At 51.3% G+C, this 25923-nt stretch carries 25 protein-coding genes; 17 read left to right on the top strand and 8 right to left on the bottom strand.

What is annotated here, in order from left to right:
* Positions 1–5: 5 nt before the first annotated feature.
* Positions 6–533, bottom strand: a complete 528-nt coding sequence (rppH, locus tag AC3ISQ_RS04960) for an RNA pyrophosphohydrolase (protein WP_489351096.1) — start codon at positions 531–533, stop codon at positions 6–8.
* 693 nt (positions 534–1226) lie between these two features.
* Here rppH and mutH point away from each other — a divergent pair.
* The 4 genes from mutH to AC3ISQ_RS04940 all read left to right on the top strand — a co-directional run bounded on the left by mutH (position 1227) and on the right by AC3ISQ_RS04940 (position 4269).
* Positions 1227–1910, top strand: coding sequence for a DNA mismatch repair endonuclease MutH (mutH, locus tag AC3ISQ_RS04955; protein ID WP_489351094.1), 684 nt, complete (start codon positions 1227–1229; stop codon positions 1908–1910).
* A gap of 82 nt (positions 1911–1992) precedes the next feature.
* A complete protein-coding gene (locus AC3ISQ_RS04950; protein WP_489351093.1) occupies positions 1993–2712 on the top strand; it encodes a TerC family protein in 720 nt (239 codons plus the stop codon).
* A gap of 135 nt (positions 2713–2847) precedes the next feature.
* Positions 2848–3066 (top strand): YgdI/YgdR family lipoprotein, encoded by a 219-nt coding sequence (locus AC3ISQ_RS04945; RefSeq protein ID WP_489351091.1) that lies wholly within the window; start codon positions 2848–2850, stop codon positions 3064–3066.
* Positions 3067–3228: 162 nt separating this feature from the next.
* Positions 3229–4269 (top strand): NADP(H)-dependent aldo-keto reductase, encoded by a 1041-nt coding sequence (locus tag AC3ISQ_RS04940; protein WP_489351089.1) that lies wholly within the window; start codon positions 3229–3231, stop codon positions 4267–4269.
* 35 nt (positions 4270–4304) lie between these two features.
* Here the strand turns inward: AC3ISQ_RS04940 and lplT are convergent, their stop codons facing one another.
* Together lplT and aas are read right to left on the bottom strand one after the other, a co-directional pair.
* The gene (gene lplT / locus AC3ISQ_RS04935) at positions 4305–5492 is read right to left on the bottom strand and encodes a lysophospholipid transporter LplT (RefSeq protein ID WP_489351084.1); all 1188 of its coding nucleotides are present in this window, start codon (positions 5490–5492) and stop codon (positions 4305–4307) included.
* Entirely contained in the window at positions 5492–7645 is a 2154-nt protein-coding gene (gene aas / locus AC3ISQ_RS04930; RefSeq protein WP_489351082.1) for a bifunctional acyl-ACP--phospholipid O-acyltransferase/long-chain-fatty-acid--ACP ligase, read from the bottom strand. Before aas ends, lplT begins: the two co-directional genes overlap by 1 nt.
* 786 nt (positions 7646–8431) lie before the next feature.
* Between aas and galR the strand changes: the two genes are divergently transcribed.
* The 4 genes from galR to AC3ISQ_RS04910 all read left to right on the top strand — a co-directional run bounded on the left by galR (position 8432) and on the right by AC3ISQ_RS04910 (position 11396).
* The gene (gene galR, locus AC3ISQ_RS04925) at positions 8432–9451 is read left to right on the top strand and encodes an HTH-type transcriptional regulator GalR (RefSeq protein WP_489351080.1); all 1020 of its coding nucleotides are present in this window, start codon (positions 8432–8434) and stop codon (positions 9449–9451) included.
* Between the two features lie 153 nt (positions 9452–9604).
* The gene (locus AC3ISQ_RS04920; protein WP_489351078.1) at positions 9605–10615 is read left to right on the top strand and encodes a LacI family DNA-binding transcriptional regulator; all 1011 of its coding nucleotides are present in this window, start codon (positions 9605–9607) and stop codon (positions 10613–10615) included.
* A 128-nt stretch (positions 10616–10743) separates the two neighbouring features.
* Positions 10744–11088, top strand: a complete 345-nt coding sequence (locus AC3ISQ_RS04915) for a type II toxin-antitoxin system RelE/ParE family toxin (protein WP_489351077.1) — start codon at positions 10744–10746, stop codon at positions 11086–11088.
* A 5-nt stretch (positions 11089–11093) separates the two neighbouring features.
* Positions 11094–11396, top strand: a complete 303-nt coding sequence (locus AC3ISQ_RS04910) for a helix-turn-helix domain-containing protein (protein WP_489351075.1) — start codon at positions 11094–11096, stop codon at positions 11394–11396.
* Positions 11397–11416: 20 nt separating this feature from the next.
* Here AC3ISQ_RS04910 and lysA read toward each other — a convergent pair whose 3' ends face one another.
* Entirely contained in the window at positions 11417–12673 is a 1257-nt protein-coding gene (gene lysA, locus AC3ISQ_RS04905; RefSeq protein WP_489351074.1) for a diaminopimelate decarboxylase, read from the bottom strand.
* A gap of 123 nt (positions 12674–12796) precedes the next feature.
* On the opposite strand from lysA, the gene AC3ISQ_RS04900 reads away from it, so the two are divergent.
* Entirely contained in the window at positions 12797–13720 is a 924-nt protein-coding gene (locus AC3ISQ_RS04900; protein ID WP_489353130.1) for a LysR family transcriptional regulator, read from the top strand.
* Here the strand turns inward: AC3ISQ_RS04900 and AC3ISQ_RS04895 are convergent.
* Positions 13717–14634: a LysR family transcriptional regulator gene (locus AC3ISQ_RS04895; protein ID WP_489351072.1), complete on the bottom strand. Its 918-nt coding sequence runs from the start codon at positions 14632–14634 to the stop codon at positions 13717–13719. The genes AC3ISQ_RS04900 and AC3ISQ_RS04895 overlap by 4 nt on opposite strands.
* Before the next feature lie 110 nt (positions 14635–14744).
* Between AC3ISQ_RS04895 and AC3ISQ_RS04890 the strand changes: the two genes are divergently transcribed.
* The 8 genes from AC3ISQ_RS04890 to AC3ISQ_RS04855 all read left to right on the top strand — a co-directional run bounded on the left by AC3ISQ_RS04890 (position 14745) and on the right by AC3ISQ_RS04855 (position 23759).
* Positions 14745–15629 (top strand): MBL fold metallo-hydrolase, encoded by an 885-nt coding sequence (locus AC3ISQ_RS04890; RefSeq protein WP_489351070.1) that lies wholly within the window; start codon positions 14745–14747, stop codon positions 15627–15629.
* Between the two features lie 25 nt (positions 15630–15654).
* Positions 15655–16299 (top strand): DsbA family protein, encoded by a 645-nt coding sequence (locus AC3ISQ_RS04885; protein WP_489351068.1) that lies wholly within the window; start codon positions 15655–15657, stop codon positions 16297–16299.
* 153 nt (positions 16300–16452) lie between these two features.
* Positions 16453–18183: an ABC transporter ATP-binding protein/permease gene (locus tag AC3ISQ_RS04880; protein ID WP_489351066.1), complete on the top strand. Its 1731-nt coding sequence runs from the start codon at positions 16453–16455 to the stop codon at positions 18181–18183.
* A gap of 395 nt (positions 18184–18578) precedes the next feature.
* Positions 18579–19697: an AI-2E family transporter gene (locus AC3ISQ_RS04875; RefSeq protein ID WP_489351064.1), complete on the top strand. Its 1119-nt coding sequence runs from the start codon at positions 18579–18581 to the stop codon at positions 19695–19697.
* Entirely contained in the window at positions 19681–21201 is a 1521-nt protein-coding gene (locus AC3ISQ_RS04870; RefSeq protein ID WP_489351062.1) for an efflux transporter outer membrane subunit, read from the top strand. Before AC3ISQ_RS04875 ends, AC3ISQ_RS04870 begins: the two co-directional genes overlap by 17 nt.
* Entirely contained in the window at positions 21198–22292 is a 1095-nt protein-coding gene (locus AC3ISQ_RS04865) for an HlyD family secretion protein (protein WP_489351060.1), read from the top strand. The genes AC3ISQ_RS04870 and AC3ISQ_RS04865 overlap by 4 nt, the downstream gene beginning before the upstream one ends.
* A gap of 50 nt (positions 22293–22342) precedes the next feature.
* Positions 22343–23332, top strand: coding sequence for a hypothetical protein (locus AC3ISQ_RS04860; RefSeq protein ID WP_489351058.1), 990 nt, complete (start codon positions 22343–22345; stop codon positions 23330–23332).
* 1 nt (position 23333) lies between these two features.
* The gene (locus AC3ISQ_RS04855) at positions 23334–23759 is read left to right on the top strand and encodes an ion channel (RefSeq protein WP_489351056.1); all 426 of its coding nucleotides are present in this window, start codon (positions 23334–23336) and stop codon (positions 23757–23759) included.
* 44 nt (positions 23760–23803) lie between these two features.
* Here the strand turns inward: AC3ISQ_RS04855 and agaF are convergent, their stop codons facing one another.
* Genes agaF through agaW form a run of 3 tightly spaced genes read right to left on the bottom strand, consistent with a single transcriptional unit; the run spans position 23804 to position 25915 of the window.
* Positions 23804–24238, bottom strand: a complete 435-nt coding sequence (gene agaF / locus AC3ISQ_RS04850) for a PTS galactosamine/N-acetylgalactosamine transporter subunit IIA (protein ID WP_489351054.1) — start codon at positions 24236–24238, stop codon at positions 23804–23806.
* Between the two features lie 11 nt (positions 24239–24249).
* Positions 24250–25143 (bottom strand): PTS system mannose/fructose/sorbose family transporter subunit IID, encoded by an 894-nt coding sequence (locus tag AC3ISQ_RS04845; protein ID WP_489351052.1) that lies wholly within the window; start codon positions 25141–25143, stop codon positions 24250–24252.
* Entirely contained in the window at positions 25133–25915 is a 783-nt protein-coding gene (gene agaW / locus AC3ISQ_RS04840; protein ID WP_489351050.1) for a PTS N-acetylgalactosamine transporter subunit IIC, read from the bottom strand. The genes AC3ISQ_RS04845 and agaW overlap by 11 nt, the downstream gene beginning before the upstream one ends.
* Positions 25916–25923 lie beyond the last annotated feature (8 nt).

The following is a 25923-nucleotide window of genomic DNA, read 5'->3' as shown; positions in this document are numbered from 1 at the left end:
TTAACTTAACCTCTCTTTCGGCGATAAGCGGGAGCCTGCCGCTGTGCTGCCTGCTCTTGCATTGGCATTACGGTGGCGGCAAATTCTTTCATCACCCGGCGATAGACATCACGTTTGAATGACACCACCTGGCGCACCGGATACCAAAAGCTCACCCAGCGCCAACCATCAAACTCTGGCGTGCTACTGCGTTGCATGTTGATGTCCGCGTCATTGCACATTAACTGCAACAGAAACCATTTCTGTTTTTGGCCGATACATACCGGCTTTGTGTCCCAACGCACCAAACGTTTTGGCAATTTATAGCGCAACCAGTTACGGGTTGAAGCCAGGATACGCACATCCTTTTTATTCAACCCTACTTCCTCGAACAGCTCACGGTACATGGCTTGCTCAGGCGTTTCGCCAGGGTTTATCCCACCTTGGGGAAACTGCCAGGAGTGCTGACCGTAACGGCGAGCCCATAAGACCTGCCCCTGACGATTACAGATTACGATACCAACATTCGGGCGGTAGCCATCATCATCGATCACCGGACTACCTCGATAGCAAAATTCGTAAAGATGTCCTGATTGTTTCACACAAGCTACAGGCGGTAAACCACTGCTTTTCTACGGCGTTAACCGGATAACATTGGGATAACTCACAGATATTGGCAAAGTTATGAACACCCTTGGACATTTCCGTTCGATTTTATTCACTTTTTCTGTGGATAGGTGTGTGAAGAACCCAAGGAATAAGTCGGTACAACTCGAAGGCGATTAAAGTTAACCCGTAAGACGATAATTTAATTATTCATTAAAAACATAATAATAGAAGATTATCCACAGTAATACACCAAGCAAAAATGTGATCTGCGCACGGTAAGGATCTTACCCTGGTGAAAGATCCATCAATGCCGTTTTTATCCACAGAACCACTCGCCAAGTTAGGCACAAAACGGACAATTTCGCAAAAAAACCCCTTCGTCAAGGCTGTAAATCAAACCAGTGATCGGGAAAATTGGGGGTTATCCCAAAAATCTGTGGATAAATAGGGGTAAGATCCTGTTCATTGTCGGTGGCTTCTAGTGAACAAGCGTAAATCAAAATGAGTTTCCATTAATTTACCGATGAAAAAACCATGAAAAATCATGCTACTATTATCTTTTCCCACAGTTTGGTTCTAACCTTTTTGGCTGTGCACAAATGCCGGGTGTTTTTTAACCAATTGTATAGGCCTGACCAATGTCGCTGACTTCCTCATTACCACCACCAGCAAATGAACTGCAACTTTTCCAACGCGCGCAAGCGTTGGCCGGTTTCACGTTAGGTGAGTTGGCTGAGCGAGCACAGATCGCGATACCGGCTAATCTGAAGCGTGATAAAGGTTGGGTTGGCATGTTGCTGGAATGGTATCTCGGCGCCATGGCAGGCAGTAAACCAGAGCAGGACTTCCCGGAGCTGGGTATCGAGTTAAAAACGATCCCCGTTGATGCTCAAGGTAAGCCACTGGAAACCACTTTTGTTTGCGTTGCCCCGCTCACCGGTAACAGTGGTGTGACTTGGCAAAGCAGCCATGTACGTCACAAACTAGCACGAGTGCTATGGATACCCGTGGAAGGCGAACGACAAATTCCGTTGGCGCAGCGCCGCATCGGATCGCCACTTTTATGGAGCCCTAATGCAGAAGAAGAAGAGATGTTGCGTCGTGACTGGGAAGAATTGATGGATCTGATCGTCCTCGGCCATGTGGAACGCATCACCGCTCGCCACGGTGAAGTGCTGCAATTACGCCCTAAAGCAGCGAACAGCCGAGCATTGACCGAAGCCATTGGTGAGCAAGGGCAACCGATCATGACACTACCGCGCGGGTTTTACCTGAAAAAAAACTTCACTGGCGCATTATTAGCAAGACACTTCTTGGTTTAATTACTTTTGTTTAACTACCATTTAGCAAACGCCAATAAACGCGTATAATTCATCCTTTGAATTTTTTAAGGCGTTTTTAGCAATGTTTGAATGGATTGTAGATCCCAATGCCTGGTTAGCGTTAGGTACGTTAACCATTCTGGAAATCATTCTGGGTATCGATAACATCATCTTCCTTTCTTTGGTGGTCGCGAAGCTACCGAAGGCGCAGCAGAATAAGGCGCGCCGCATCGGTTTGGCCGCAGCAATGCTGATGCGTCTTGGCTTATTGGCCTCCATCGCTTGGGTGATCCGCTTAACCAATCCACTGTTCAGCGTGTTTGACCACAGCGTTTCGGCGCGTGATCTGATCCTGCTGCTCGGTGGCTTGTTCCTGATTTGGAAAGCCAGTAAAGAGATCCACGAAACCATCGAAGGATCAGAAGAAGAACATCACACAAAAGTACACGGCTTCTTCGGTGCTATCGTGCAAATCATGCTGTTGGACATCATCTTCAGCCTGGATTCGGTGATCACCGCAGTGGGTTTGTCTGATCACCTGTTCATTATGATGGCTGCGGTGATTATCTCCGTTGCAGTGATGATGTTTGCCGCTCGCCCAATCGGTGAATTCGTTAACCGCCATCCTTCGGTCAAAATGCTGGCGCTGGCGTTCCTGATTTTGGTGGGCTTTACCCTGATGTTGGAAAGTTTCCAAGTGCATGTGCCAAAAGGCTACATCTACTTCGCCATGTTCTTCTCGATGTCAGTCGAAGCGCTCAACTTGATGCGTGGCAAAAAATCTAAAGCGGTAGAAGAGTAACTATTCGTTGGGGCACGGTTCTCGTGCCCCACTATTTTCCCATTAACAAAAATAAAGACTTATCCGAGGTTTTATTTTTCCGTGGTTTGCTAACCTTAATAACTCAGTCTTTTTTATAAAATGAGGGTCCGCGGGATGAAAAAATGGGTAATGGCTGTTTCCGCATTAGTCATAGTGGCTGGTTTAGCTGGCTGTTCTAGCAATTACGTCATGGCAACCAAAGATGGCAATATGATTCTGACTCAGGGCAAACCTGAGGTTGATAACGATACCGGTTTGATCAGTTATCAAGATGAACAAGGCAACCAACGCCAAATCAACAAAGATCAGGTCACTCAGGTGATTGAACGTTAATCTCTGCTGGCTATCGTACAGTTTTCCACACGGTAGCCTTTCTCCCTTCTCTCCTCTGTTAAATCTGCTTTCCCCATCTGAACGCCTTGGTTATAGTCGGATGAGTGAGCCCGGTTTCACCTGGCACGCTGCCCGTAAGCGCTAACTAAAGGAAGGCCGTTAATGCAATACCACCGTATCCCCCACAGTTCTTTAGAAGTGAGTGTGCTGGGACTGGGCACCATGACTTTCGGCGAACAAAATACCGAGGCCGAAGCCCACGCACAGTTGGATTACGCATTGGCCGCAGGCGTTAACCTGATCGATACCGCAGAGATGTACCCAGTACCACCCCGTGCAGAAACTCAGGGGTTGACCGAGCAGTACATCGGTAGTTGGATCAAGGCGCGCGGTAATCGCGAAAAATTCATTTTGGCGAGTAAAATCTCTGGCCCGGTGCGTGGCAATGACCATAGCATCCGTCCACAGCAAGCGTTGGATCGTAAAAATATCCGCGTAGCGCTGGACGCTAGCCTGAAACGGTTGAATACCGATTATATCGATCTATATCAACTGCATTGGCCACAGCGTAGTACTAACTATTTCGGCAAACTCAATTATCAGTATACCGAAGATAAAGCCACGATTACGCTACTGGAAACGCTGGAAGCGCTGACCGAGCAGGTTCGCGCCGGGAAAATCCGCTACATCGGCGTATCTAACGAAACCCCATACGGTGTGATGCGTTATCTGCAACTGGCAGAAAAACATGAATTGCCACGTATTGTGTCGATCCAAAACCCTTACAGCCTGTTGAATCGTAGCTTTGAAGTTGGCTTGGCGGAAATCAGTCAACACGAAGGGGTTGAGTTGCTGGCCTATTCCAGCCTCGCTTTCGGTACGCTGAGCGGTAAATACCTAAATGGTGCGAAACCGGCTAAGGCACGTAATACGTTGTTCAGCCGCTTTACCCGTTATTCTTCACCGCAAAGTCAAAAGGCCGTGGCGGAATACGTCACGTTGGCACAAAAGCATGGTCTAGACCCATCACAAATGGCATTGGCGTTTGTACGTCAACAACCCTTCGTCGCCAGCACCTTGCTCGGCGCAACGACGCTGGAACAGTTGAAGATCAATATCGATAGTTTCGATGTCGTCTTAGATGAAGAAGTACTACAAGGGCTAGAAGAAATTCATAGCCGCTTTACTTTCCCGGCACCATAAATACTAAGGGCGCGAATTTCGCGCCCTTCATCACATCATCTGGCTCGCCGTTGTGACCACCACAGTGCAGTAATCGCTAACGCAAACACCACACCAAAACCAATCCCCACGCCGATCACCGGTACGCCGACTTTCACCACCAGCGAATAGAGTCCCAGCATCAATAACATGGCGGTGTTTTCACCCAAGTTTTGTACTGCGATTGCATTCCCTGCACCGACCGACTGCTTGCCGCGCTCTTGCAACAGCGCATTCAATGGCACCACGAAGAACCCGCCCAATACGCCGATCACCGTCAATATTAGGTAAGAATTCATCATGCTGGTTTGCACCGCGAACGCCGCGACCGCCACACCGATCAGAATCCCGGCAGGCATACAGCGTTTGACCGTTTCCAACGTCACGAATCGCGCTGCGGCACCAGCACCAATCACAATCCCGACCGCCACCATCGCATTCAGCATAGTTGGCGTGGCGTTATCGGTAATACCCAGCGCCACCGGCACCCACAGCACTAACAGGAAACGCAGAGTCACACCCGCGCCCCAGAACAGGCTAGTTCCGATAAGCGAAAAACGAGTCTGGCCGTCACGCCACAGCACCACGCAAGCATTAAAGAAGGTTTGCGTCATCGCACGTGGATGCCAAGAGCGAGAAGGCTGCGCCGCCGCCAAACGAGGAATATACAGATTAGCCACCACCGCCGCTGCGTAAACCACGGCACAGACCGCCAATGCCGCCAGAATGTGCCAATCAGCCAAAATACCGCCCGCTACCGACCCTGTCAGGATCGCCGCGATGGTCGAAGCTTCCATTAAACCGTTGGCTTTAACCAGTTTATCGCCGCTGGTGATCTCACCAAGAATACCGTACTTAGCCGGAGAATAAGCCGCCGCACCAACGCCAACTAGGCTATACCCCAAGAACGGATTCAGGCCGAAACAAATCACCAGCGCTCCTGCCAATTTCAAACCATTGGCAAACATCATCACCCGACCTTTAGCAAAACTGTCGGCAATCTGCCCAACAAACGGTGCCAGCACGATATAGGTCGCGACGAACGCCATTTGTAAAATTGGCTGACTCCAATCGGGATATAGCTGTTGTTTGATCAACGCCAAGGTGGCAAACAACAGCGCGTTGTCACCAAACGCCGAAAGGAACTGCGCGCTAATCACAGCGATCATACCGCGTGACAGCAAAGGTGAATCGGTTGCACTCATCAGGCATTCTCCGGCTGCTGCGCCATTTCACGCAGGGTGACAAAATCGAGTTTACCGCTACCCAACAGCGGTAAGGCTTTAACCAGTCGAATATCGCGTGGCACCGCCAGTTCCGGGCTGCCCAACTCGCGTGCCGCACGCAGCAAGGTTTCACGACTGACGGCACTATCGGTAGTAAACAACACCAATGCTTCGCCTTTACTGCTGTCACTTTTGACCGTGGCGGCATGTTGCCCTTCTGGCGAAACTTTTTGCGCTAACAATTCGACGCTTTCCAGAGAAACCATTTCCCCCGCCAGTTTGGCAAAACGTTTCACCCGCCCACGAATAACGCAATAACCGTGCTCATCCAACGACACAATATCACCGGTATCGTACCAATCCGCTTGCAGTACCCCGTTTTCATCTTCTGCCGCTGGCGGCTCTAGTTCGCCGGGCCGTTCAACACGCAAATAACCTTTCATGATATTTGGGCCTTTCAACTGCAAACGCCCACCGTTTTCGATGCCAGGCACGTGCATCAATCGTGCTTCCATCCCCGGCATGATGCGCCCAACGGTACCCACTTTGGCGGCTAACGGCACGTTGATCGACACCACTGGCGCGCACTCAGTCACACCATAGCCTTCGAGAATGCGGATGCCATATTTGTCTTGATAGATTTGTTTGGTGCTTTCAGCCAGTTTTTCTGCCCCTGCCACCACATAACGTAAGCGAGCAAAATCATATGGATGAGCGAAGCGCGCATAATTATTGAGGAAAGTGGCGGTGCCAAACAGCACGGTGCAATTACGGTCATAAACCAGTTCTGGCACCACACGGTAATGTAGCGGGCTTGGGTAGAGGAAAATGCGGCTACCGGTCATCAATGGAGTGATCAGGCCGACGGTCAAACCAAACGAGTGGAACAGCGGCAGTGACGACATAAACCGATCGCTCGGCGTGAAATCAGCAATAGTGCGGATTTGCTCCACGTTAGCCAATAGACTGGCGTGAGAGTGTACAACTCCCTTTGGATTACCTTCCGAACCCGAGGTAAACAACACCAGCGCCGCATCGTCCGGCTTCTGCGGCAAGATGGCTTTATGAGGCAGGAATAAATATCGCAAAATCCACAGTTTATCTTCCCGCGTCACCGTATCTTTTAAGTCTTCCAGATAAACCCAATTCGCTTCTGGAACTTGTTCTGGCAAATGAGTTAATTTGCCTTTTTCCAAAAACTGCCGCGAGGTGACGATAGTTTTAATGGTTGCCGCCGTCATCGCACTTCTCACACCATTGGCACCCGCGGTGTAATTGAGCATCGCTGGAATGCGGCGACGGAATAAAGCCCCGAAGATCGCCGCCACCGTAATGGTAGCGTTGGGCAGTAACATCCCGACATGTTCGCCTTCCGCAGTAAAGCGTTGCAGAATACGGCTAACGCCTAACGACTTTTTAATCAGCGTGCGGTAGCTATCTTCTTTGAAATTAATGTCTTCAATGCAGGGTTTACCAAAACCGTAACGTTTCGCCGCCGCCAGCAGCGCCTGAGGCAAAGTTTGCGGTTCCAGCGAGTCTATACGTGCCAACATCATGATCTGATGCAGTTTATCACCGGCTAGCACTCGGCGCTCACGGGCTCGTGGAGCCTCCGGCATCGGCAAGGTGGTTGGCGGTAAAATGCTGATCGTGATTTGTGGGAACCAGCGGAGCTTGAATACCCCCTTCATACGGCCAAATAAGCTGAATTCGGCACCGTCGATCCGCACAGGCAGCACGGTCGCCCCGGATTTCGCCGCAATAAAACCCGCCCCGTCGTAGACCTTCATCAACGATCCGGTAACAGTAATTCGCCCTTCCGGGAACACCACGATCGGCCGTCCCTTTTGTACTTCACGTACTAGGTGTTTAACCGCCATCGGTTTGGTGGGATCTAATGAGACAAAATCGATATAGGGTTTTAGCCAGCGCATAAACCAGCGATCCGAAATACTGGAATAGACGGCAAAGACCGGTTTGATCGGCAGGAACAGCGCCAGCAAGGCACCGTCAAGGAAAGACACATGGTTTGGCGTGATCAACAACTTTGGCTGGTCAAAGTAGCGTTCATCACCTTGTACTTTCACCCGGAACAACAGGCGAAATAGCGCACGGAGTATTGAGTAAATCATCCCTTCTCCCTGGAATCAGACCAACGTAATGAGTTGTAGAGAAAGGATTCTATACGCAAGGCAAAAAAAAACCTACGCATCCGCGTAGGTTGGTGCAATTGAAAATGGCTTCAACATACAGAGTATGCTGATTTCTCACCAATCAATACCTCTGGGATCACCTACTCTAGAGAGGTGTAGATAAAGAAACCACCGCGGAATCGCAAGAGTTTGGCTCTAAATGCAACCAGCTGTAAATTTCCCCCACTTATCGGTAATAACTCAATGAATGTTCAACAATCCTATATGGATAGAAATAAAAAATGGGGAATATACCCGTCATACTTGAAGCTGCATCTTTGTTGGCTACGTTCGCGCACCCGAATCACTTACTGGCGTAAGCTCATCGGGATTTACTCACTTGCCGCCTTGATGCAACTCCAATTATTTTGGGTATATAGCAGATAGATGAATGAGTTGAATTTTAGGCAAAAAAAACCTACGCATCTGCGTAGGTCGGTGTAATAAAACGGGTCTCAACACCGGAGTGTTGATGTTCACCAATCAATACCTCTGGGACGCTTAATGTACTGCCTCACAAGGTTGCCTCGCCAGCGAGCAATCGCAACATTAAGCCGCAAAGTGTAAGAAGCGGTGTAAATAGGCGACAGTTGAGCTCAATAAGTCAAAGAATTGGCAATATCTGCAACGGTTACCACAACTTGCCATCACCAGCGCTTGCAGCCTCCGGTTTTTTCCGCAAGACTGAGTGATGTAAGCGATTACCCTAGGAAAGCAAAAACAGATATGGCTACCATTAAGGATGTTGCCCGGCTGGCGGGTGTTTCCGTCGCTACGGTATCCCGTGTGATCAACAATTCCCCAAAAGCGAGCGAAGGCTCACGCACTGCAGTGCTGGCGGCGATGGAGCAGTTGCAGTATCACCCCAATGCCAATGCGCGCGCGTTAGCACAACAATCAACCGAAACACTGGGGCTGATCGTTTCCGACGTCTCCGATCCGTTCTTTGGCGCAATGGTGAAAGCGGTTGAACAAGTCGCCTACGCCACCCATAACTTCTTACTGATCGGTAATGGTTATCATGACGCAGAAAAAGAACGTCAGGCGATCGAACAACTGGTGCGCCATCGTTGTGCGGCTTTGGTGGTACATGCCAAAAAACTCTCCGATCAGGAACTGAGCCAATGGATGCAGCAAATCCCCGGTATGGTACTGATTAATCGGACCTTACCGGGTTATGAAACTCGCTGTGTCGCGTTGGATGACCGTTACGGCGCTTGGTTAGCAACGCGTCATTTAATCCAGCAAGGGCATCAACGCATTGCCATCATCTGCTCCACCCACCAAATTTCTGACGCCACCGAGCGCTTGCAAGGCTATCTGGACGCATTACAAGAGCACGGCATCGCAGTGGATGAAAAGTTAATTACTTACGGAGAACCAGACGAAGTCGGCGGCGAACAAGCAATGACCGAGTTGTTAGGCCGCGGCAAAAACTTTACCGCGGTGACCTGCTATAACGACCCGATGGCCGCAGGTGCGCTTTCGGTGTTGAGCGACAACAGTGTCGACGTACCGGGGCAGATGTCTCTAATCGGCTTTGATGATGTTTTGATTTCCCGCTATCTGCGTCCAAGATTGACCACTATTCGTTATCCCGTGGTAGCGATGGCAACTCAAGCCGCAGAGCTGGCTCTGGCGCTAGCCAACAACCAACCGTTGCCAGAAATTACCAATATGTTCAGCCCAACGCTGGTACGGCGGCATTCGGTTGCCAGTCTCAATAACGCGATTGAACCAGGTTAATTGAGAGCACGAGTATAAAGACGCACCTTTCTATTCGGATAGTCCAATGTCGTCCCAACCGTGGCGTTGGTAGTATCCGGCGAATTCAAAAGATTAACCCTATGCTAGACTGGGCGCTATTTACCATCGCCGTTTGAAAGAGGTTAGCTATTCATGATCACCATGTTGGATGTCGCGATACTCGCAGGGGTTTCCAAAGCCACGGTTTCACGCGTATTGAATGGCACCGGTCAGGTGAAGAAAAGCACTCATGAAGCGGTATATAAAGCGATGGATGAATTGGGCTATCGGCCAAACTTCCTCGCCCAATCGCTGGCGAATAAAAGCTCCAATAGCATCGGTTTAGTGGTTTCTAATTTCGATGGCCCCTATTTCGGTCGTTTACTGCACCAAGCCGCCAAACTGATCGAGGCCAGCGGCAAACACTTGATCGTCACTGATGGCCACGATACGCCAGAAGATGAACGACAAGCGGTGCAACTACTGGCCGATCGCCGTTGTGACGCCATCATACTCTACACGCGTTTTATGTCCGAAACGGCGCTGATGGAGTTAGTCGATAACCTACCCGTGCCAGTCATGGTGATCAACCGTGACTTACCGCAGGCACGCGAACGCTGCGTGTTTTTCGAACAGCAACAGGCTGCATTTAGCGCCGTGGATTATTTAATCCAGCAAGGCCACCACGAGATTGCTTGCATCACCGGTCCCATTGCTACTCCCACCGCACAAGCGCGCTTGGCCGGTTATCGACAAGCGTTGGAACATCATAAACTTAGATTTGATGAAGCGCTGGTGGCTTACGGTGACAGCAGCGTTGCAGGCGGTTATCAGAGTTGTTGTGATTTACTCGCGAGCCCTATTTCCTTCAGCGCTCTGTTCTCCAATAACGATGATATGGCGATCGGTGCCATGAAGGCGCTTAATGAAGCCGGCAAGCGCCTACCGCAAGATGTTTCACTGTTCGGCTTCGACGACGAACCCAGCGCGGCCTACCTACAACCTGCACTTTCCACCGTCTATCTGCCCATTGATGCCATGATCGAAACCGCCATTACGCAGGCGTTTCGTTTGATCAATGGCGAAGAGGTGCAACCACTGGCACCTTTTACCGGTGAATTAAAACTACGCGAATCGGTAGTTGCGGGGCCATACGCCAAATGACGAGTCCGATTTGCGTAACGCGCCGCATTTCCTCATCTTCAATTTCCACTTTGAGCCACTAAACGTCATATTGTCTTCGCAATAGCCTTTACACTATATAGCATAAAGACTATATTAAGGAGCATGACATGTGGCAAGTCATTACCGTCGAACGATTCGACAACTGGTTTTTGTCTCTAAGCAGTGATGAACAAAAAAGTGTGCTAGTTAGCATATTTAAACTACAAGAGTTCGGGCCTTTACTCGCGCGCCCTCATGCCGACACATTGCACCACGAAGGGCTAGTTCAACATTTGAAAGAGCTGCGTGTACAACATCGCGGGCGTCCATTTCGCATATTGTTTGCCTTCGATCCATTGCGACAGGCTGTGTTGTTATGTGGTGGCGATAAATCCAATGACAAACGCTTTTACCAGCGTCTGTTACCCATCGCAGAACATGAATATTTAAATTATTTGGTAACCTTGAGGTAACGCAAATGGCTAAACCTTTATCAACCCTGCTGGAAAAACTCGATCCCGCTGTTGTTAACGCAGCACGCCAACAGGCCGAGAAAGAAATCTTCGAGTTGCGTTTAGCATTTCTACGCGAAGAATTGGCGATATCTCAGGTCGAGTTGGCGAAAAGATTAGGCATCAGCCAGCCTTCTGTCGCCAATTTGGAAAAGCGCGGCAGCGAAATCAAACTCTCGTCGCTGAAACGCTATATAGAAGCGATGGGGGGTACGTTGTCGTTAGACATCCAATTGCCCAACGGCCAGCACCGACGCATGAGTATCTAACATCGATGCTGGAGGAGAGATTAAACCAGCTCTAAGGCGATCAGCTCTTCAATGGTCTGGCGACGGCGAATCAAACGCGGTTCACCCTTCTCAAACAGCACTTCCGGCAATAATGGACGGCTGTTGTAATTGGATGACATCGACGAGCCGTAAGCACCGGTGTCGTGGAATACCAGATAGTCACCCACGTTAACGGCTGGCAGTTCGCGGGTTTCCACGCCACCGCCAGCTTGTTGGGTAAACACATCGCCTGACTCACACAGTGGCCCGGCAATAACTGTATCGCGCACCGGTTGATGGGTCAGGTCACGACCATCGGTCGGCAGCAGCGAAATATGGTGATAGCTACCGTACATCGCCGGGCGCATCAGATCGTTAAATCCAGCATCGACCAATACGAAATGGCGGCTGCCCATATCTTTCACCGCGCGAACTTCCGCCACCAGCACTCCGGCCTCGGCCATCAGGAAGCGACCCGGTTCGATCTCCAGTTTTACCGGATGTCCCAGATGTGCGGCGATACGCTCACGTGCGTGATTCCACAACCCGAAGTAATGTTCGGTATCAATGGCTTCTTCGCCAAACTGATAGGGGATCGACAAACCACCACCTGCGGAGATCGCACTAATGTCCTGCCCCAGTTCAATCACCTGCTGAACCATCGCATCACACACCCGCTCAAGGTGCTGATAATCCACGCCAGAGCCAATATGCATATGAATACCCATCAGTTTTAAACCGTACTGTTGGATCTTCGCCACGGCCTGCGGCAAGTCAGCGTACCAGATACCGTGTTTGCTGTTCTCACCGCCAGTATTAGTTTTTTGGCTGTGACCGTGACCGAAACCTGGGTTAATACGCAGCCATACCGGATGCGCCTCAGAAGCCTGACCAAGCTGATCCAGCATATCAATCGAGCCAGCATTAACCGGGATCTTCAATTCGCTAACCCGTGCTAACGTGGCGTGATCCAGTACATCCGCAGTAAAGACAATCTCTTCACCACCCGGCTGGAAACCAGCTTGCAGCGCACGCTCAATTTCACCCAATGATACCGAATCCACCTTCACACCTTGCTCACGCATCAGACGCAAAATATGGATATTTGAACACGCTTTTTGAGCAAAACGTACCACATCAAAGCGTGATAACTGGCTAATTTGTCGACTGATAATATCAGCATCATAAGCCCAAACCGGGCAACCAAAACGTTGCGGTAGCGCCAACAAATTGGCGGCATTCAGGGCAGTAGAAGTCTCGTTCAAAGCGCGTGGCATGGTGGCGTCCCCCAAAATGAAAATTAACCTTATCTTGCCGTAGCCTTTCAATGATTAAAAATATCTATTTCGCCATAGTCTATTCATTTATGATATGGAATGACTTATCCACGGGGAGCGATGATGCACAACATTAGTCTGCGACAAATTGAGATCTTCCGCGCCGTGATGACGACCGGCAACCTGACAGAAGCCGCCGCGTTGCTGCAAACGTCGCAACCCACCGTGAGCCGTGAATTAGCGCGTTTTGAGAAACTGATCCAACTCCAGCTATTCGATCGCCTGCGTGGGCGTTTGCACCCGACAATGCAAGGTTTGCGTTTATTCGAAGAAGTACAACGCTCCTATTACGGCCTCGATCGCATCATCAACGCTGCCGCTGGCATTCGCCAATTCCAACAAGCACAGCTCTCCATCGTCTGCCTGCCAGCATTTTCCCAGTCACTATTACCCGCCGTCTGCCAGCCGTTTATCGAGCAATATCCAGAAGTGAGTTTTAGCGTGATCCCGCAAGAGTCGCCGCTATTGGAAGAATGGCTTTCTGCGCAACGCCACGATCTCGGCTTGACGGAAAACACCGTGACACCAGCAGGCACCGAGCGCATGACATTGATGACGTTGGATGAAGTTTGCGTATTGCCAAGCGGCCACCCGTTGTTAGCGAAATCGGTGCTGACACCACAAGATTTTAACGGGGAGAATTACGTCAGCCTATCGAGTACCGACAGTTATCGTCAGCTGCTCGATGCGCTATTCAGTGAAATGAATGTCGAGCGGCGTTTAGTGATGGAAACCCACAGCGCGGCTTCGGTGTGTGCCATGGTCAAAGCTGGCGTGGGCATTTCAATCGTCAACCCATTAACGGCACTCGATTATGTTGGCCACGGCGTTCATCTGCGACCATTTAGCGTCTCGGTGCCTTTTACCGTCAGTTTAATTCGGCCACTGCATCGCCCTTCTTCTGCGCTAGTCAGCACCTTTATTCAACATTTACAGCAACAAGCGCAGACTTTCCCCACTCGTTTAGCCGCAGCGATTAAGCGCTAAAAAGGTTCATTGACTCGATTTTGCCAGTCGGCATCATTAGCGAACCACGCCACCAAAAAGTCCAGCATGGTGCGCAACGTCGCGGGCATTTGGCGACGTGAGGTGTAGATAGCGTAAATCCCCATCGATTGCGGCTGGAAATCCGGTAACAACGCCACCAATTTTCCACTCGCCAACAACGGAGCCGCCGAATAGTAAGGTTGCAGCGAAATCCCCGCCCCCTGTACCGTTCCCGCCAGCAACACCACCGATTCATTAGCACTGAGGTTGCCACTCACCGCTACCGCCGATTTCACGCCTTGATTGTCGAAGTGCCACAAACTTTTACCAAAGTAGGAATACGTCAGGCAATTATGTACTGCCAAATCCGGGGGTTGACGCGGTGTGCCGTGCTGCGCCAAGTACGCAGGGGCAGCACAAACCACCGAAGTACAGGTCGCAAGCGGTCTGGCGATCAAATTAGGATCTAGCTCGTTGGTAATGCGCAACGCCAGATCGATACGTTCCTCAACCAGATTGACCGCCCGATTATTCATTTGCAGATCAACCGCGACCTGCGGATGCAGTTTGAGATATTGTGTCACCGCACTCATCAACGCCGCTTGCCCCAACGATTGCGAACAACTGATGCGCAATAATCCATGCAGCTCATCGCTCTGTTCGCCGTCGATCAGGTCAATCTCCCCCGCAACACTCAGCATTTTGCGACAGCGTTCTAACGTGCGTTCACCGGCATCGGTCAGGCTTAATTTCCGCGTAGTACGGTGCAATAAGCGCGTCCCCGCCCATTGTTCCATCTGCGCCAGATAGCGCGTCACCATCGCTCGCGACATATCCAGCGTTTCCGCCGCGGCAATCATGCTGCCGCGCTCAACAATGGTGACAAAAACTTCAGCAGCCGTAATGCGATCCATAATTCGTCCGTTTTATGCAACCAACTATTGCTGATTATCGAGTTTTTCATTCGGTTTATGCAACATAACATGTCAGCAACTTAGCCCGATACCTAAAAGGACACCTGCACATGTTTAAAAAAACCGTACTGACGTTGGCTTTTGCCAGCACCGCCGCACTGAGCCAATACGCCACCGCCGCCAGCACTTTGACGATGGAAGTTTATAATCCCGGTGCGAACAGCGTATTCCCGGTTTCTTCCGAGATCGTGAGCGGCCCACATGAAGTGGCGCTGATCGATGCGCAATTCCAACGCAACGACGCAGAACAGTTGGTGAAGAAAATCAAAGCCACCGGCAAAACGCTGACCACGGTGTATATCAGCCATTCCGATCCTGATTTCTATTTCGGTTTGGACGTAATTAAAGCCGCCTTCCCACAGGCGAAAATCATCGCATCGCCGGGCACGATTGAAGAGATCAACGCCACTAAAGACGGCAAAATGGCCTATTGGGGGCCAATCCTGAAAGAAAATGCCCCCACGGCGGTGATCGTTCCGCAGCCACTGCAAGGCGATAGCTTCACCATCGACGGGCAAAAGATCGAAGTCAAAGGTCTGAAAGGCTCAACACCGGATCGCACCTATGTGTGGATACCTTCTCTGAAAGCGGTGGTCGGTGGCGTCCCAGTTTCGGGTAACAACATTCACCTGTGGATGGCGGATACTCAGAGCGCAGAGTCACGCGCCCATTGGCAGCAAACGCTCGAAAGCATCAAAGCCCTGAAGCCGGCGATCGTCGTTCCGGGGCACTTCCTGCCGGGCGCGCCACCAACGTTGGAGTCGGTCACCTTCACACAAAACTATCTGACAACGCTGGAAACAGAATTGCCGAAGAGTAAAGATTCTGCCCAACTGATTGCGGCGATGAAAAAGCATTATCCCAACCTGAAGGACGAATCGAGCTTGGAATTAAGTGCCAAGGTATTGAAAGGCGAAATGAAGTGGCCACAGTAATCACAAAAATCAATGAGGTAACGCCATGAGCGCTACAACACTGCATTACATTTTTGATCCACTCTGTGGTTGGTGTTACGGCGCGGCTCCACTCGCTAAAGCCGCGCAAAACATTCCGGGGCTCAACATCGCATTGCATGCTGGTGGCATGATGACTGGCAGTAATCGTCGCCAGCTTGGGGAAGAGTGGCGCAACTATGTTATGCCACACGACAAGCGGATTGCCGAACTGACCGGCCAGCCTTTTGGAGACAACTATTTTAATGGTTTGCTACGCGATACTAGCGCAGTGATGGATTCCGAGCCGCCAATCACCGCCATCCTAGCCGCACAATCGCTAGCAGGACGAGGCTTGGACATGCTACATCGTATCCAGCAAGCACATTATCAGGAAGGCCGTCGTATTGCCGACATGCCAGTTTTGCAGGCATTAGCGAGTGAGATGGGTTTAGCCGACGATGAGTTTGCTGCCGAAATGCGTTTAACCGCCGGTGCCATCACCGCGCAACACATCGCCGAAAGTCGCGCGTTACTCGCCAAAGTTCGTGGTCAGGGTTTCCCTACTTTTGTATTGCAAGATAACAACAGGCAATTTGAGAAACTCCCAATGGGTAACTATTTGGGTAATGTTGTCGCATGGCAGGAACGGCTACAAAGCGCCATCAGCTAGCGTTCTTCAAGGGTTCAACCGCCGTTGAACCCTTATTTCCCACAATGACAATATTACAAACCATGAAAGGCGTCAGAACTGCTTACAGACGCGGTTTGTTTGTTACCTAATAGAAATTCATGCTGTGAGGAAGACAACAAACTCTGGATAGGCATGAATAACAGCACCTCACAACGCCAAGCAATTTGGCAGTTAATTAAGCCGTTTTGGCTTTCTGAAGAGAAATGGCGAGCTTGGGCGATGTTGGCGACCATTATCGCACTATCACTGGGCAGCGTGTATATCAGCGTACTGTTTAACGACTGGAACCGCATTTTCTACGACGCTCTGCAAAATAAAAACTACCCCGTATTCACAGCACAACTGTGGCGATTCAGCTATTTAGCACTGATTTTTATCGTTATTTCCATTTATAAAGTCTATCTGACGCAAGGCCTACAAATGACCTGGCGGCGCTGGATGACCGACAAATACATGACGAAATGGCTGGCAAATCAGGCTTATTACCATGCCGAACAACAACAATCGGTGGATAACCCGGACCAGCGTATTTCTGACGATCTCAACTCGTTGGTTTCGCTGTCGCTTTCGTTGTCTCTCGGCCTGCTCTCTAGTTTGGTGACGCTATTCTCCTTCGTCGGTATTTTGTGGCATGTCAGCGGCCCATTGACGTTCGCCTTCAGCCATTACCATTTCTCCTTACCGGGCTATATGGTGTGGTTCGCCTTGCTGTACGCGTTTATCGGTTCTCTGTTGGTAGGTTACTTCGGCTGGCCACTGGTGCGCTTGGGCTATAACCAAGAGCGCTATGAAGCCAACTTTCGCTTTGGTTTAATCCGTATTCGTGAGAATAACGACGCGATTGCGCTGTATCACGGTGAGCGGCGCGAAGCCCAGCAACTGGGCGCACAGTTTGAAGATATTCGCACCAACTGGTGGTCAATCATGAAAGTCACCAAACGCTTGAATGTGGCTTCTACCTTTTACGCGCAGTTCGCGATTATTTTTCCCTTGCTGGTTTCCGCCCCGCGTTACTTCTCAGGGGCGATCCAGATGGGCGGTTTGATGCAAATCGCCTCGGCATTCGGGCAAGTGCAAGGGGCGCTATCTTGGTTCATCGGTGCCTTTACCGATCTGGCCAGTTGGAAAGCCTGTGTGAACCGTTTAGCCGGATTCAATGCCGCCATTGAACGTGTACAGCACCAGCCACGCGGCATTCTGTTACAGCAAGAAAACCCGAAACCACTGGCACTGCACCATGTGGGTCTGCATCTCCCCGATGGCCAGCCATTGATGAATAACGCCGACATCGCGTTAAAACGTGGCGATCGCGTGTTGATCGTTGGCCCCTCTGGTTGTGGTAAATCTACCTTACTGCGCGCCATCGCCGGGATCTGGCCTTATGGCGAAGGTTCTATCGGGTTAGATGCCAAGCAAAGCAGCCTGTTCTTACCGCAGCGCAGCTATATTCCGATTGGCACACTGCGCGCCGCGTTGAGCTATCCACATTGCGATCGCGAGTACAGCGATGAACAATTGCTGAAGGTGTTGGAAAACTGTCGCCTGAAGCATCTGCAATCCGGGCTAGATACCGCCACCAACTGGAACCATCGCCTATCACCGGGAGAACAGCAACGGTTGGCATTTGCCCGCGCCATCCTGACGCGCCCGGATATTCTATTCCTCGACGAAGCCACCAGCGCGCTGGATGACGAAACCGAGCAACTGATGTATTGCCTGCTGGTGGATGAGCTCCCCGGCGTGACGCTCGTAAGTGTGGCACATCGAAATAGCGTGGCGAAATATCATCAAATCTGTTGGCGCTTTAGCCGTCAGCAAGATGAGGTGGCACAAATGGCGGTAAGTCCGTTACCCGCACAATAATCATTCCATATAAAATAACACTTTACTCTCTGATATGAGTGAGGTGTTATTTTTAATTAGTTTCTTAACAATCAAATATCATTTATCAATTTAACAATTCCGGTCAATTAACTTTAACCGAATACGACCTTTAATTATTGCTCGCAATAACTCTCTCAGTGCAAAAATAAACATTTAATCATTTCAACTCACCGCACACTTCAGTGATAATAAATAGAGATAGCGTGTCCGTCCCCTGCCGAATATTCTGCAAACAGTAACGACATCCAGCCATCGCTAACCTATATTCATTTATATATTGGGATAATACTTATCCTATTTAATGTTCCACAGGCTTGGACTTTGCGCCAAGCCCGAACAGTTGTGCACTAATTCCTGCCAGAGGTAATGCCATAATGGAAAATAATGATCTCGCCGTAGTCGAAAAAAGATTAGTTGCCAGATTTTTGGATATGTTTATCAAGTTTGGTCTTATCCTCGCATTAGGCTCTTTTTGTTTTACCGTATTTTCACCGTTCATGAATATGATGCTGTGGGCACTTATTTTGGCCGTCACGCTTTATCCGCTTCACCAACGCTTTGCCGCACGTCTTGGCGGGAAACAAGGCAGAGCCTCAACGTTGTTGGTAATGCTCGGCATATTGCTGATCGTTGCGCCAACCGTTGCCATGATCAGCTCTTTAGGTGATAGCGTCAGTAGCTTGATCGACAAAGTGGGTAATAACACTCTGGTGATCCCTGCACCTTCGGAAAAAATTGCAGCGATCCCTTTAGTGGGTGAAAAACTGCATGGCGTGTGGTTAAAAGCTTCAACCGATCTCCCCAGTCTAATTAGCAGCTATCAACCCCAGTTGGGTGATATCGCTAAAAAAATCGTCAGCACACTAGCTAGCATGGGCGGCGGTTTGGTGGGCTTTGTCTTCTCCTTCATTATCGCCGGTATCATGATGGCTTGGGGCACACCGGGAGCGACTAGCGCCGATCGTATCGCCATACGTATCACCGATGAAAGAAAGGGGCTCGCCTTAACCAAACTGTGCACCAACACCATACGTGCCGTGGCGATGGGCGTTATTGGCGTGGCCTTCATTCAGGCGCTGTTGGCGGGTATCGTGATGGCGCTGGCGGGTATCCCTGCGGTGGGCATCTTCTTCGTTTTGGCACTGATTTTGGGTATCGCTCAAGTTCCGGTGATTCTGGTCACTGCCCCTGCCATTGCCTTTATGTGGAGCGCTGGCGACCACGGCACGGTGGTTAATGTCGTCTACTCCGTTTTACTGATTGTCGCCGGTATGGCCGACAACGTGCTCAAACCACTGTTGTTGGGGCGTGGTGTTGATGCTCCGATGCCCGTGGTTCTGCTGGGAGCCTTAGGTGGCATGGCGGCCAGTGGCATTCTTGGCATGTTCATCGGTGCAACCATGCTCTCCATTGGCTATCGCATCTTCATGGCTTGGGTTAACCAAGGTTCAGCGGATGGTGCTGTGAGCGGACAAAATGCTCAAAAACCGTAATGCCAAACGCCTTCTGTTAGCAGGGGGCGTTTGTCTGTTGACCGCTTGCACCACGTTGGGCCCGGATTATAAAACCCCACCGGTTCCAGAATTGGAACAATGGCAGCCGACAACGCAGAACATGGCCTCTAAACACAGCGCACAAGATTACTCGCAGTGGTGGACGCAGCTGCACGATCCCACGCTGACAGCGCTGATCAACGAAGCGATGCGCAAAAACCCGGACGTCAAGATCGCGGGATTACGCATCTTGGAATCACGCGCACAGTTGGGCATTGCCGAAAGCCTACTTGGGCCGCAAGCCACCGTCGGCAGCGGTGAATGGGTGCGCAGCGGTCAGAGCCGTGACGGGCACTCCACCTCCGGTGCCAGTTATGGGGCTGGCTTCAATCTGGGTTGGGAAATAGATTTCTGGGGCAAGTTCGAGCGCGGGATTGAATCTGCCGACGCCAACTATTTCGCGACGCTGGCGCAGTATGACGATATACAGGTGCTGATGGCGGCGCAGGTCGCACAGCTGTACGTGAATATTCGTACTCTGGAGTCCAGATTACAAATCACCCACGATAACGCCAAAATTCAAAAGCGCAGTTTGGAGATCACCGAAAAGCTGTTTCTCAGCGGTAATAGCGCGGAGTTAGATGTCCAACAGGCCAAAACGCAATATCTGTCCACCCTTTCCAGCATTCCTCAGTTAGAAAGCAGTCTGCGGCAGAATCAAAATGCGTTGAGCACGCTGCTAGCGCGCAAACCCGGCCCATTGCCAGAGATGACGAGCAATGCTGGCATCATCCCTCAAGGCAGTTTATCGCTGGTGGCCGAGCTTCCTGCCGATCTACTGCGACGCCGTCCTGACGTGCGAGTTGCCGAACGGCAAATGGCGGCTCAATCTGCGTTGATCGGAGTGGCAGAAGCGGAACTCTATCCTTCTATTTCGCTGATCGGCAGCATCGGCATCAATGGCAGCAGTAGCAATGATGGCACGCTGTCTTGGGTCGCTGGCCCTACTTTCAGTTGGAACCTGTTGGATCAGGGGCGGCTCGGTAATCAGGTCTTAGTACAAGATGCCCACTTCTTGCAATTGCATGAACGATACCGAGACACAGTGTTTCAGGCCGCACGCGAAGTCGATGACGCTGCCGTCGCCTATGCCAATGGCAAAAATGAAATCACCTTGTTAAGCCAGACCGGGCTAGCCGCTCGCCGCTCACTGGAGATAGCCAATACGCAATACCGTGAAGGCATGGCGGATTTCCAGCGAGTGTTGGATTCACAAAGAGCGTTATTCAACCAGCAAGAACGCTTAGTCAGCAGTCGCGGCGCTCAGATGCGCGATCTCATCACGCTGTATAAAGCGCTGGGCGGTGGTTGGGAGCAAGGGCGGCAGCGCCCGCTGGTCGATCCTGAGACTGATGCCCACCTACGCCAGCGGGACGACTGGGTTCCTCTGTTAGATGCGCCGTTACCGGCAGCCACCGAGATTAAAGAAGGTAAACAGCAATGAACGATCTTTCATCCCCGGCCGGTCAAGCCAGCCATCGCGGCGCGATCGGCGTCCTGCTCCTGATCATGTTGCTGCTCGGTTGGTATCTGCTGGCCGATCGTCTCACACCCTATACCTCGCAGGCGCGGGTTCAAGCGTTTGTGATCCCAATCTCTGCACAGATCGTAGGTCAGATCCAAAAAGTGTATGTCCGTGACAATCAAGAAGTCGCGGTAGGCGAACCGCTGTTTGAGATCGATCCCGAGCCCTATGACATCGCTTTAGCGCGTGCTCGTTCCGACTATGACACGGTGCTGAGCTCAGTCAAAGCCAACACTGAAACCATCACCGCCGCCAAAGCGGGCTTACAAGCTGCAACAGCGGCCTATGAAAACGCCGCCAAAGATGCCGCTCGTCAAGAACGCTTGTATCGCGAAGATCCGGGCACGATTTCGGTGCGCCGCCTTGAGATTGCACAAGCCACGCGCGAGACGGCGCGTAGCCAAAAGGTTGCCGCTGCCGCCGATGTGCGCCGTGCCACCGAGGCCGCAGGACTGGCCGGTGACAATAATTCGCAATTATTAAGTGCACGCGCAGCGGTGCGTAAGGCCGAGCTAGATCGGGAAAACACTAAGATCGTCGCCACCAACCGTGGATTGGTGACAGATTTGAGTACCGATATCGGCCAGTTTATCGGGGCTGGTACGCCTGTGATGACGTTAGTGACATTGCAGGATGTCTGGATCAGCGCAGATATGACCGAGAACAACATCGGCCACGTTAAATCCGGCGATGAAGTGGCGATCCTGCTCGACAGTATGCCGGGGCATATCTTTAAAGGGCAGGTTCGCAGTATCGGTTATGGCGTCAGCGCAGCGCCAAGCCAACCAGCGGGTGTGTTACCCACCGTGGATAACAATCGCGACTGGTTACGTCAGGCTCAACGTTTCCCCGTCAAAGTTGCATTCTCGAAGGATGACCTTCCCCCAGTTGAGAGCCTGCGGGTCGGGGGACAGGCGGATGTATTGGTCTACGCCGGTGACAGTGGTTTGATGAATTTCTTCGGTGCCTGCTACATACGGCTGATGAGTTTCTTCTCGTATATCTACTAAGGTGCGCCATGCATAACGGAGATCGGGCCGTACTGAGAATTGGCAGCGGAATGGCTATCACAGCGCTGGTCTGTTACGGCCTCGCGCTGCCGATGCCTCATCTGGGATGCATCATGGCCTGGATCGTACTGTGTCAGCAGGGCAAACCGATGCCGATTAAAAAAGGAGTCATCGGTGGTGTGGTACTGATGACGACCATGATTGGTGGGGTTTTGCTGGTGCCTTTACTCACCCATTATCCCCTGCCCGCACTGTTGCTGACGGCATTGCTGCTCTACTTTTTGATGCTGATGGGACTGGCGGGGAAAAGTACCCAAGCGATGCTGTTGATCGTAGCGATCACTATCATTCCGATCGCCGGTCTTATCGAGCAGTCATTGGCTATCGGTATCGCCCAAATGATGGGTGTTGGCATCGTCATCGGGACATTAGTCAACCAAATGGCGCTAGCTTTGTTTCCGCCACAAGTTAACCCGAATGCTCCCGTTAAAAACCAGACGTCGCTACCGCCAGAATCACCGCACCAACTGGCACTGCGCGCAGTGTTGATCGTATCGCCAGTCTGGTTGCTGGCATTGAGCAATCCTGCGTTCTACATCCCTGCGGTGATGAAAACCGTGATGCTGGCACAGCAGACCAATACCCTGGCGGCAAAACAGGTGGGGCGAGAGTTAGTGCTATCAACGCTGATGGGTGCCTTGTTGGCGTTGATACTTTGGGTTGGGCTCAGTAGTTGGCCATCGTTACTGATGCTAGTGCTGTGGGTGGGGCTGGTTAGCCTGTGGGTTGCACGCCGCATGGTGCGGTTAGTCGCCAGCCGGTTTACCCCCTCTTTTTGGAACAACGCTTGGATTACCTGCCTTATCTTGTTCGGCCCCGCTATCCAAGATAGCGCCACCGGCAAAGATGTCTGGATGGCAGCCGCCATGCGTTGCTCTTTATACGTCGCAGTTGCCCTCTATGGCTGGGCCTGCGTCGTGATACTCGAACGTTGGCGTCCTAGTGGTCGCCCAGCGATGGAAACCCGTGTAGGTGATTAATATGTTATTAGTTTTATTGACGGGAATGCCGGTCATCTTATGCAACATGCTATTGCAATCGATCGTTTCGGTTTGGTGTATTCGTTTTTACGCCAAGCGTTTTCGTGAGAAAGATGGCGTGATTGCCGGGGTGCTGGCGCTATTCGGCATCATTATCATCGTTTTGCTCGGCAACCTGCTACAGATCGCGTTGTGGGGCGGACTGTTCCTGTGGTTAGGGGAGTTTTCGACTCTACAAGAAGCGGTTTATCACTCTGGCGTCAACTTTGCCACGTTGGGCTATGGCGACATCGTAATGAGCACGCAGTGGAAATTGCTGGGTCCACTAGAAGCGGTGAATGGGGCTTTGATGATAGGTCTGTCCGGTGCCTGTATGCTGACGGTGTTGCAGCACCATATTCGCAAACAGTTGAATCAACATAAGTAGCAGGAATGCAAAGGCTGGAACCCACCAGCCTTTGCGCTTTGAAGTTAAATCCCGTCCGAAGAAATATCCTCGCACCTGACCTTACGTCGCTCATGCCACAAGCTGGTCAGGCCGCGTTTACCACAGGCCAGCGCCACTTCTCTGAATTCATCTAGACTCAGACCTTCACGCTCCAACATCATTTCCGCGGCTAGTTGCATATTCACCCCGGTCAACACTTCACTATTACCGTGTTCATCCGCCAATGCGCAGGCGCAGCGGAACGGTGAGCCCCCCAACATATCGGTGAGAAACACCACACCATCAGGTTGATCCACCATGGCTAACGCCGATTGCAGAGCGTCACGTAGCTGAGCCGTGCTCATCTGTTCAGGGAAGTTAACTGCCACACAGGCCGGTTGTTCGCCAACCACTTGCTCGACGGCCTGCAACAAACCGCTGGCAAAACCGCCGTGACCGGTAATGATAATTCCTGGCATTTTTAAACTCCTCACAGCAGCCCGACCCATTTACCCACTACGCCAATCACGACCGTCACACCAATCAGTTTGACCGGAGAAAAACCACGCTTCATCAGGAAGAAAATCAGCAAGGTGAAGCAGAGCGGTAACAGATTGGGCATCAGTTTATCGAGCACATCGGTTTGCAAAGCAACACGCGCTTTACCGGCGTGCATCACCAGCGGGGTGGAAAGATGGACATAAGACGCCACCAGCGCACCAATCACCGTCATACCGACGATCGAGGCCGCGTGGGATATTCGCTTGGTATGGGTTTTGAGTAACGCCATGGCGCTGGTGCCGGCCTGATAGCCGTAATGCGCTAAGCCAAAACGCAAGCCAAAGTGGAACAGGTTAAACAGCAGCAGGAAAACGATTGGGCCGAATAAACTGCCTTCCAACGCCAATGAAGCCCCGATCCCAGCGCAGATCGGCAGTAACGTCAGCCAGAACAGTGCATCACCAATCCCGCCCAATGGCCCCATCAGCGCCACTTTCACTGCGCGAATAGTAGAAACTTTCTCCTTGTTCTGTTCCATCGCCAACACTAATCCAGACAAGAAAGTCACGTCGAAGGGATGCACGTTAATGAATTCCATGTGCATTTTCATCGAGTTGGACAGATCCTGCGGATTCTTGTGGATCTTGCGCAAACCGGGGATCAAGGTGTACAGCCAACCACCGGCCTGCATCCGCTCGTAGTTGAACGAGGCTTGCAATAACAACGAGCGCCAAGCCATACGGTTGATGTCGCCACGAGTCAGTGCGGCGGCAGGTTCGCTATCAACATAATCGTCCTGTTCAACTTGGCTGGTTGCCAGCGCCTGATCCATGCGTTGCTGTGCTTTTTTTGCCAACAGCTCGTCGGAATCATTAAATGCCATCTTCTGCGTCCTCCGGTTGAACAGGTCGTTGCTGCGCCGTTTCCGTGCCAGCCCGCTGCGTATTGAAGAAGTCGATCAACGCGATCGCCAGTGCGCCCAATGCTACCGCCAAGATCGGCAATTTGAGGAAAGTGACACAGATAAAACCGAGGATGAAATAGGCCACGTAGGTCTTTTTCATCATCACTTTCATTAACAGTGAGAAACCGATAGCAGGCATCATGCCGCCCGCGACCGCCAGCCCATCCAGCAGCCAAGTTGGCGCTTTTTGCACCATGGCACTGGCCGCATCGGCACCGAAGTAAATCGGCAAGAAAGCGACGACAAAATAGAAAACAAACAAGATGGTGATACCGAGATAGTTCACCCGTTCAATGCCGCGCCAATTGAGTTCTTTCACCATACGATCGCAACGGTGCATCATCGGCGAGAACACAGTGAACAGCAGCGTAATACAGCCCTGTACCGCAATCGAAAACGGCACTGCGACACCGATCGCCACTTTAGGATCGGCCTTGGTCAAGATGGCAAACGCGGTGCCAATCACCCCACCGATCACCACGTTTGGCGGCTGTGCACCGGCCAACGGCACCATCCCCATCCATACCAATTCCAACGTACCGCCGACCAATAAACCGGTGTAAACATCGCCGAGAATCAGCCCGACCAGCGGCCCCATCACCACCGGGCGGTGAAAGTGAGTCAGGCCGTCAAACAAATCGACACCCGCCAGCCCCGCCAACAACGCAATCAATAATGCATCAGTTAACATAATTCCCC

The organism is Serratia sp. KH_031, assembly GCF_057839655.1.
The sequence above is the reverse complement of the archived record's forward strand: the minus strand, read 5'-3'. Positions and strand labels throughout refer to the sequence as shown.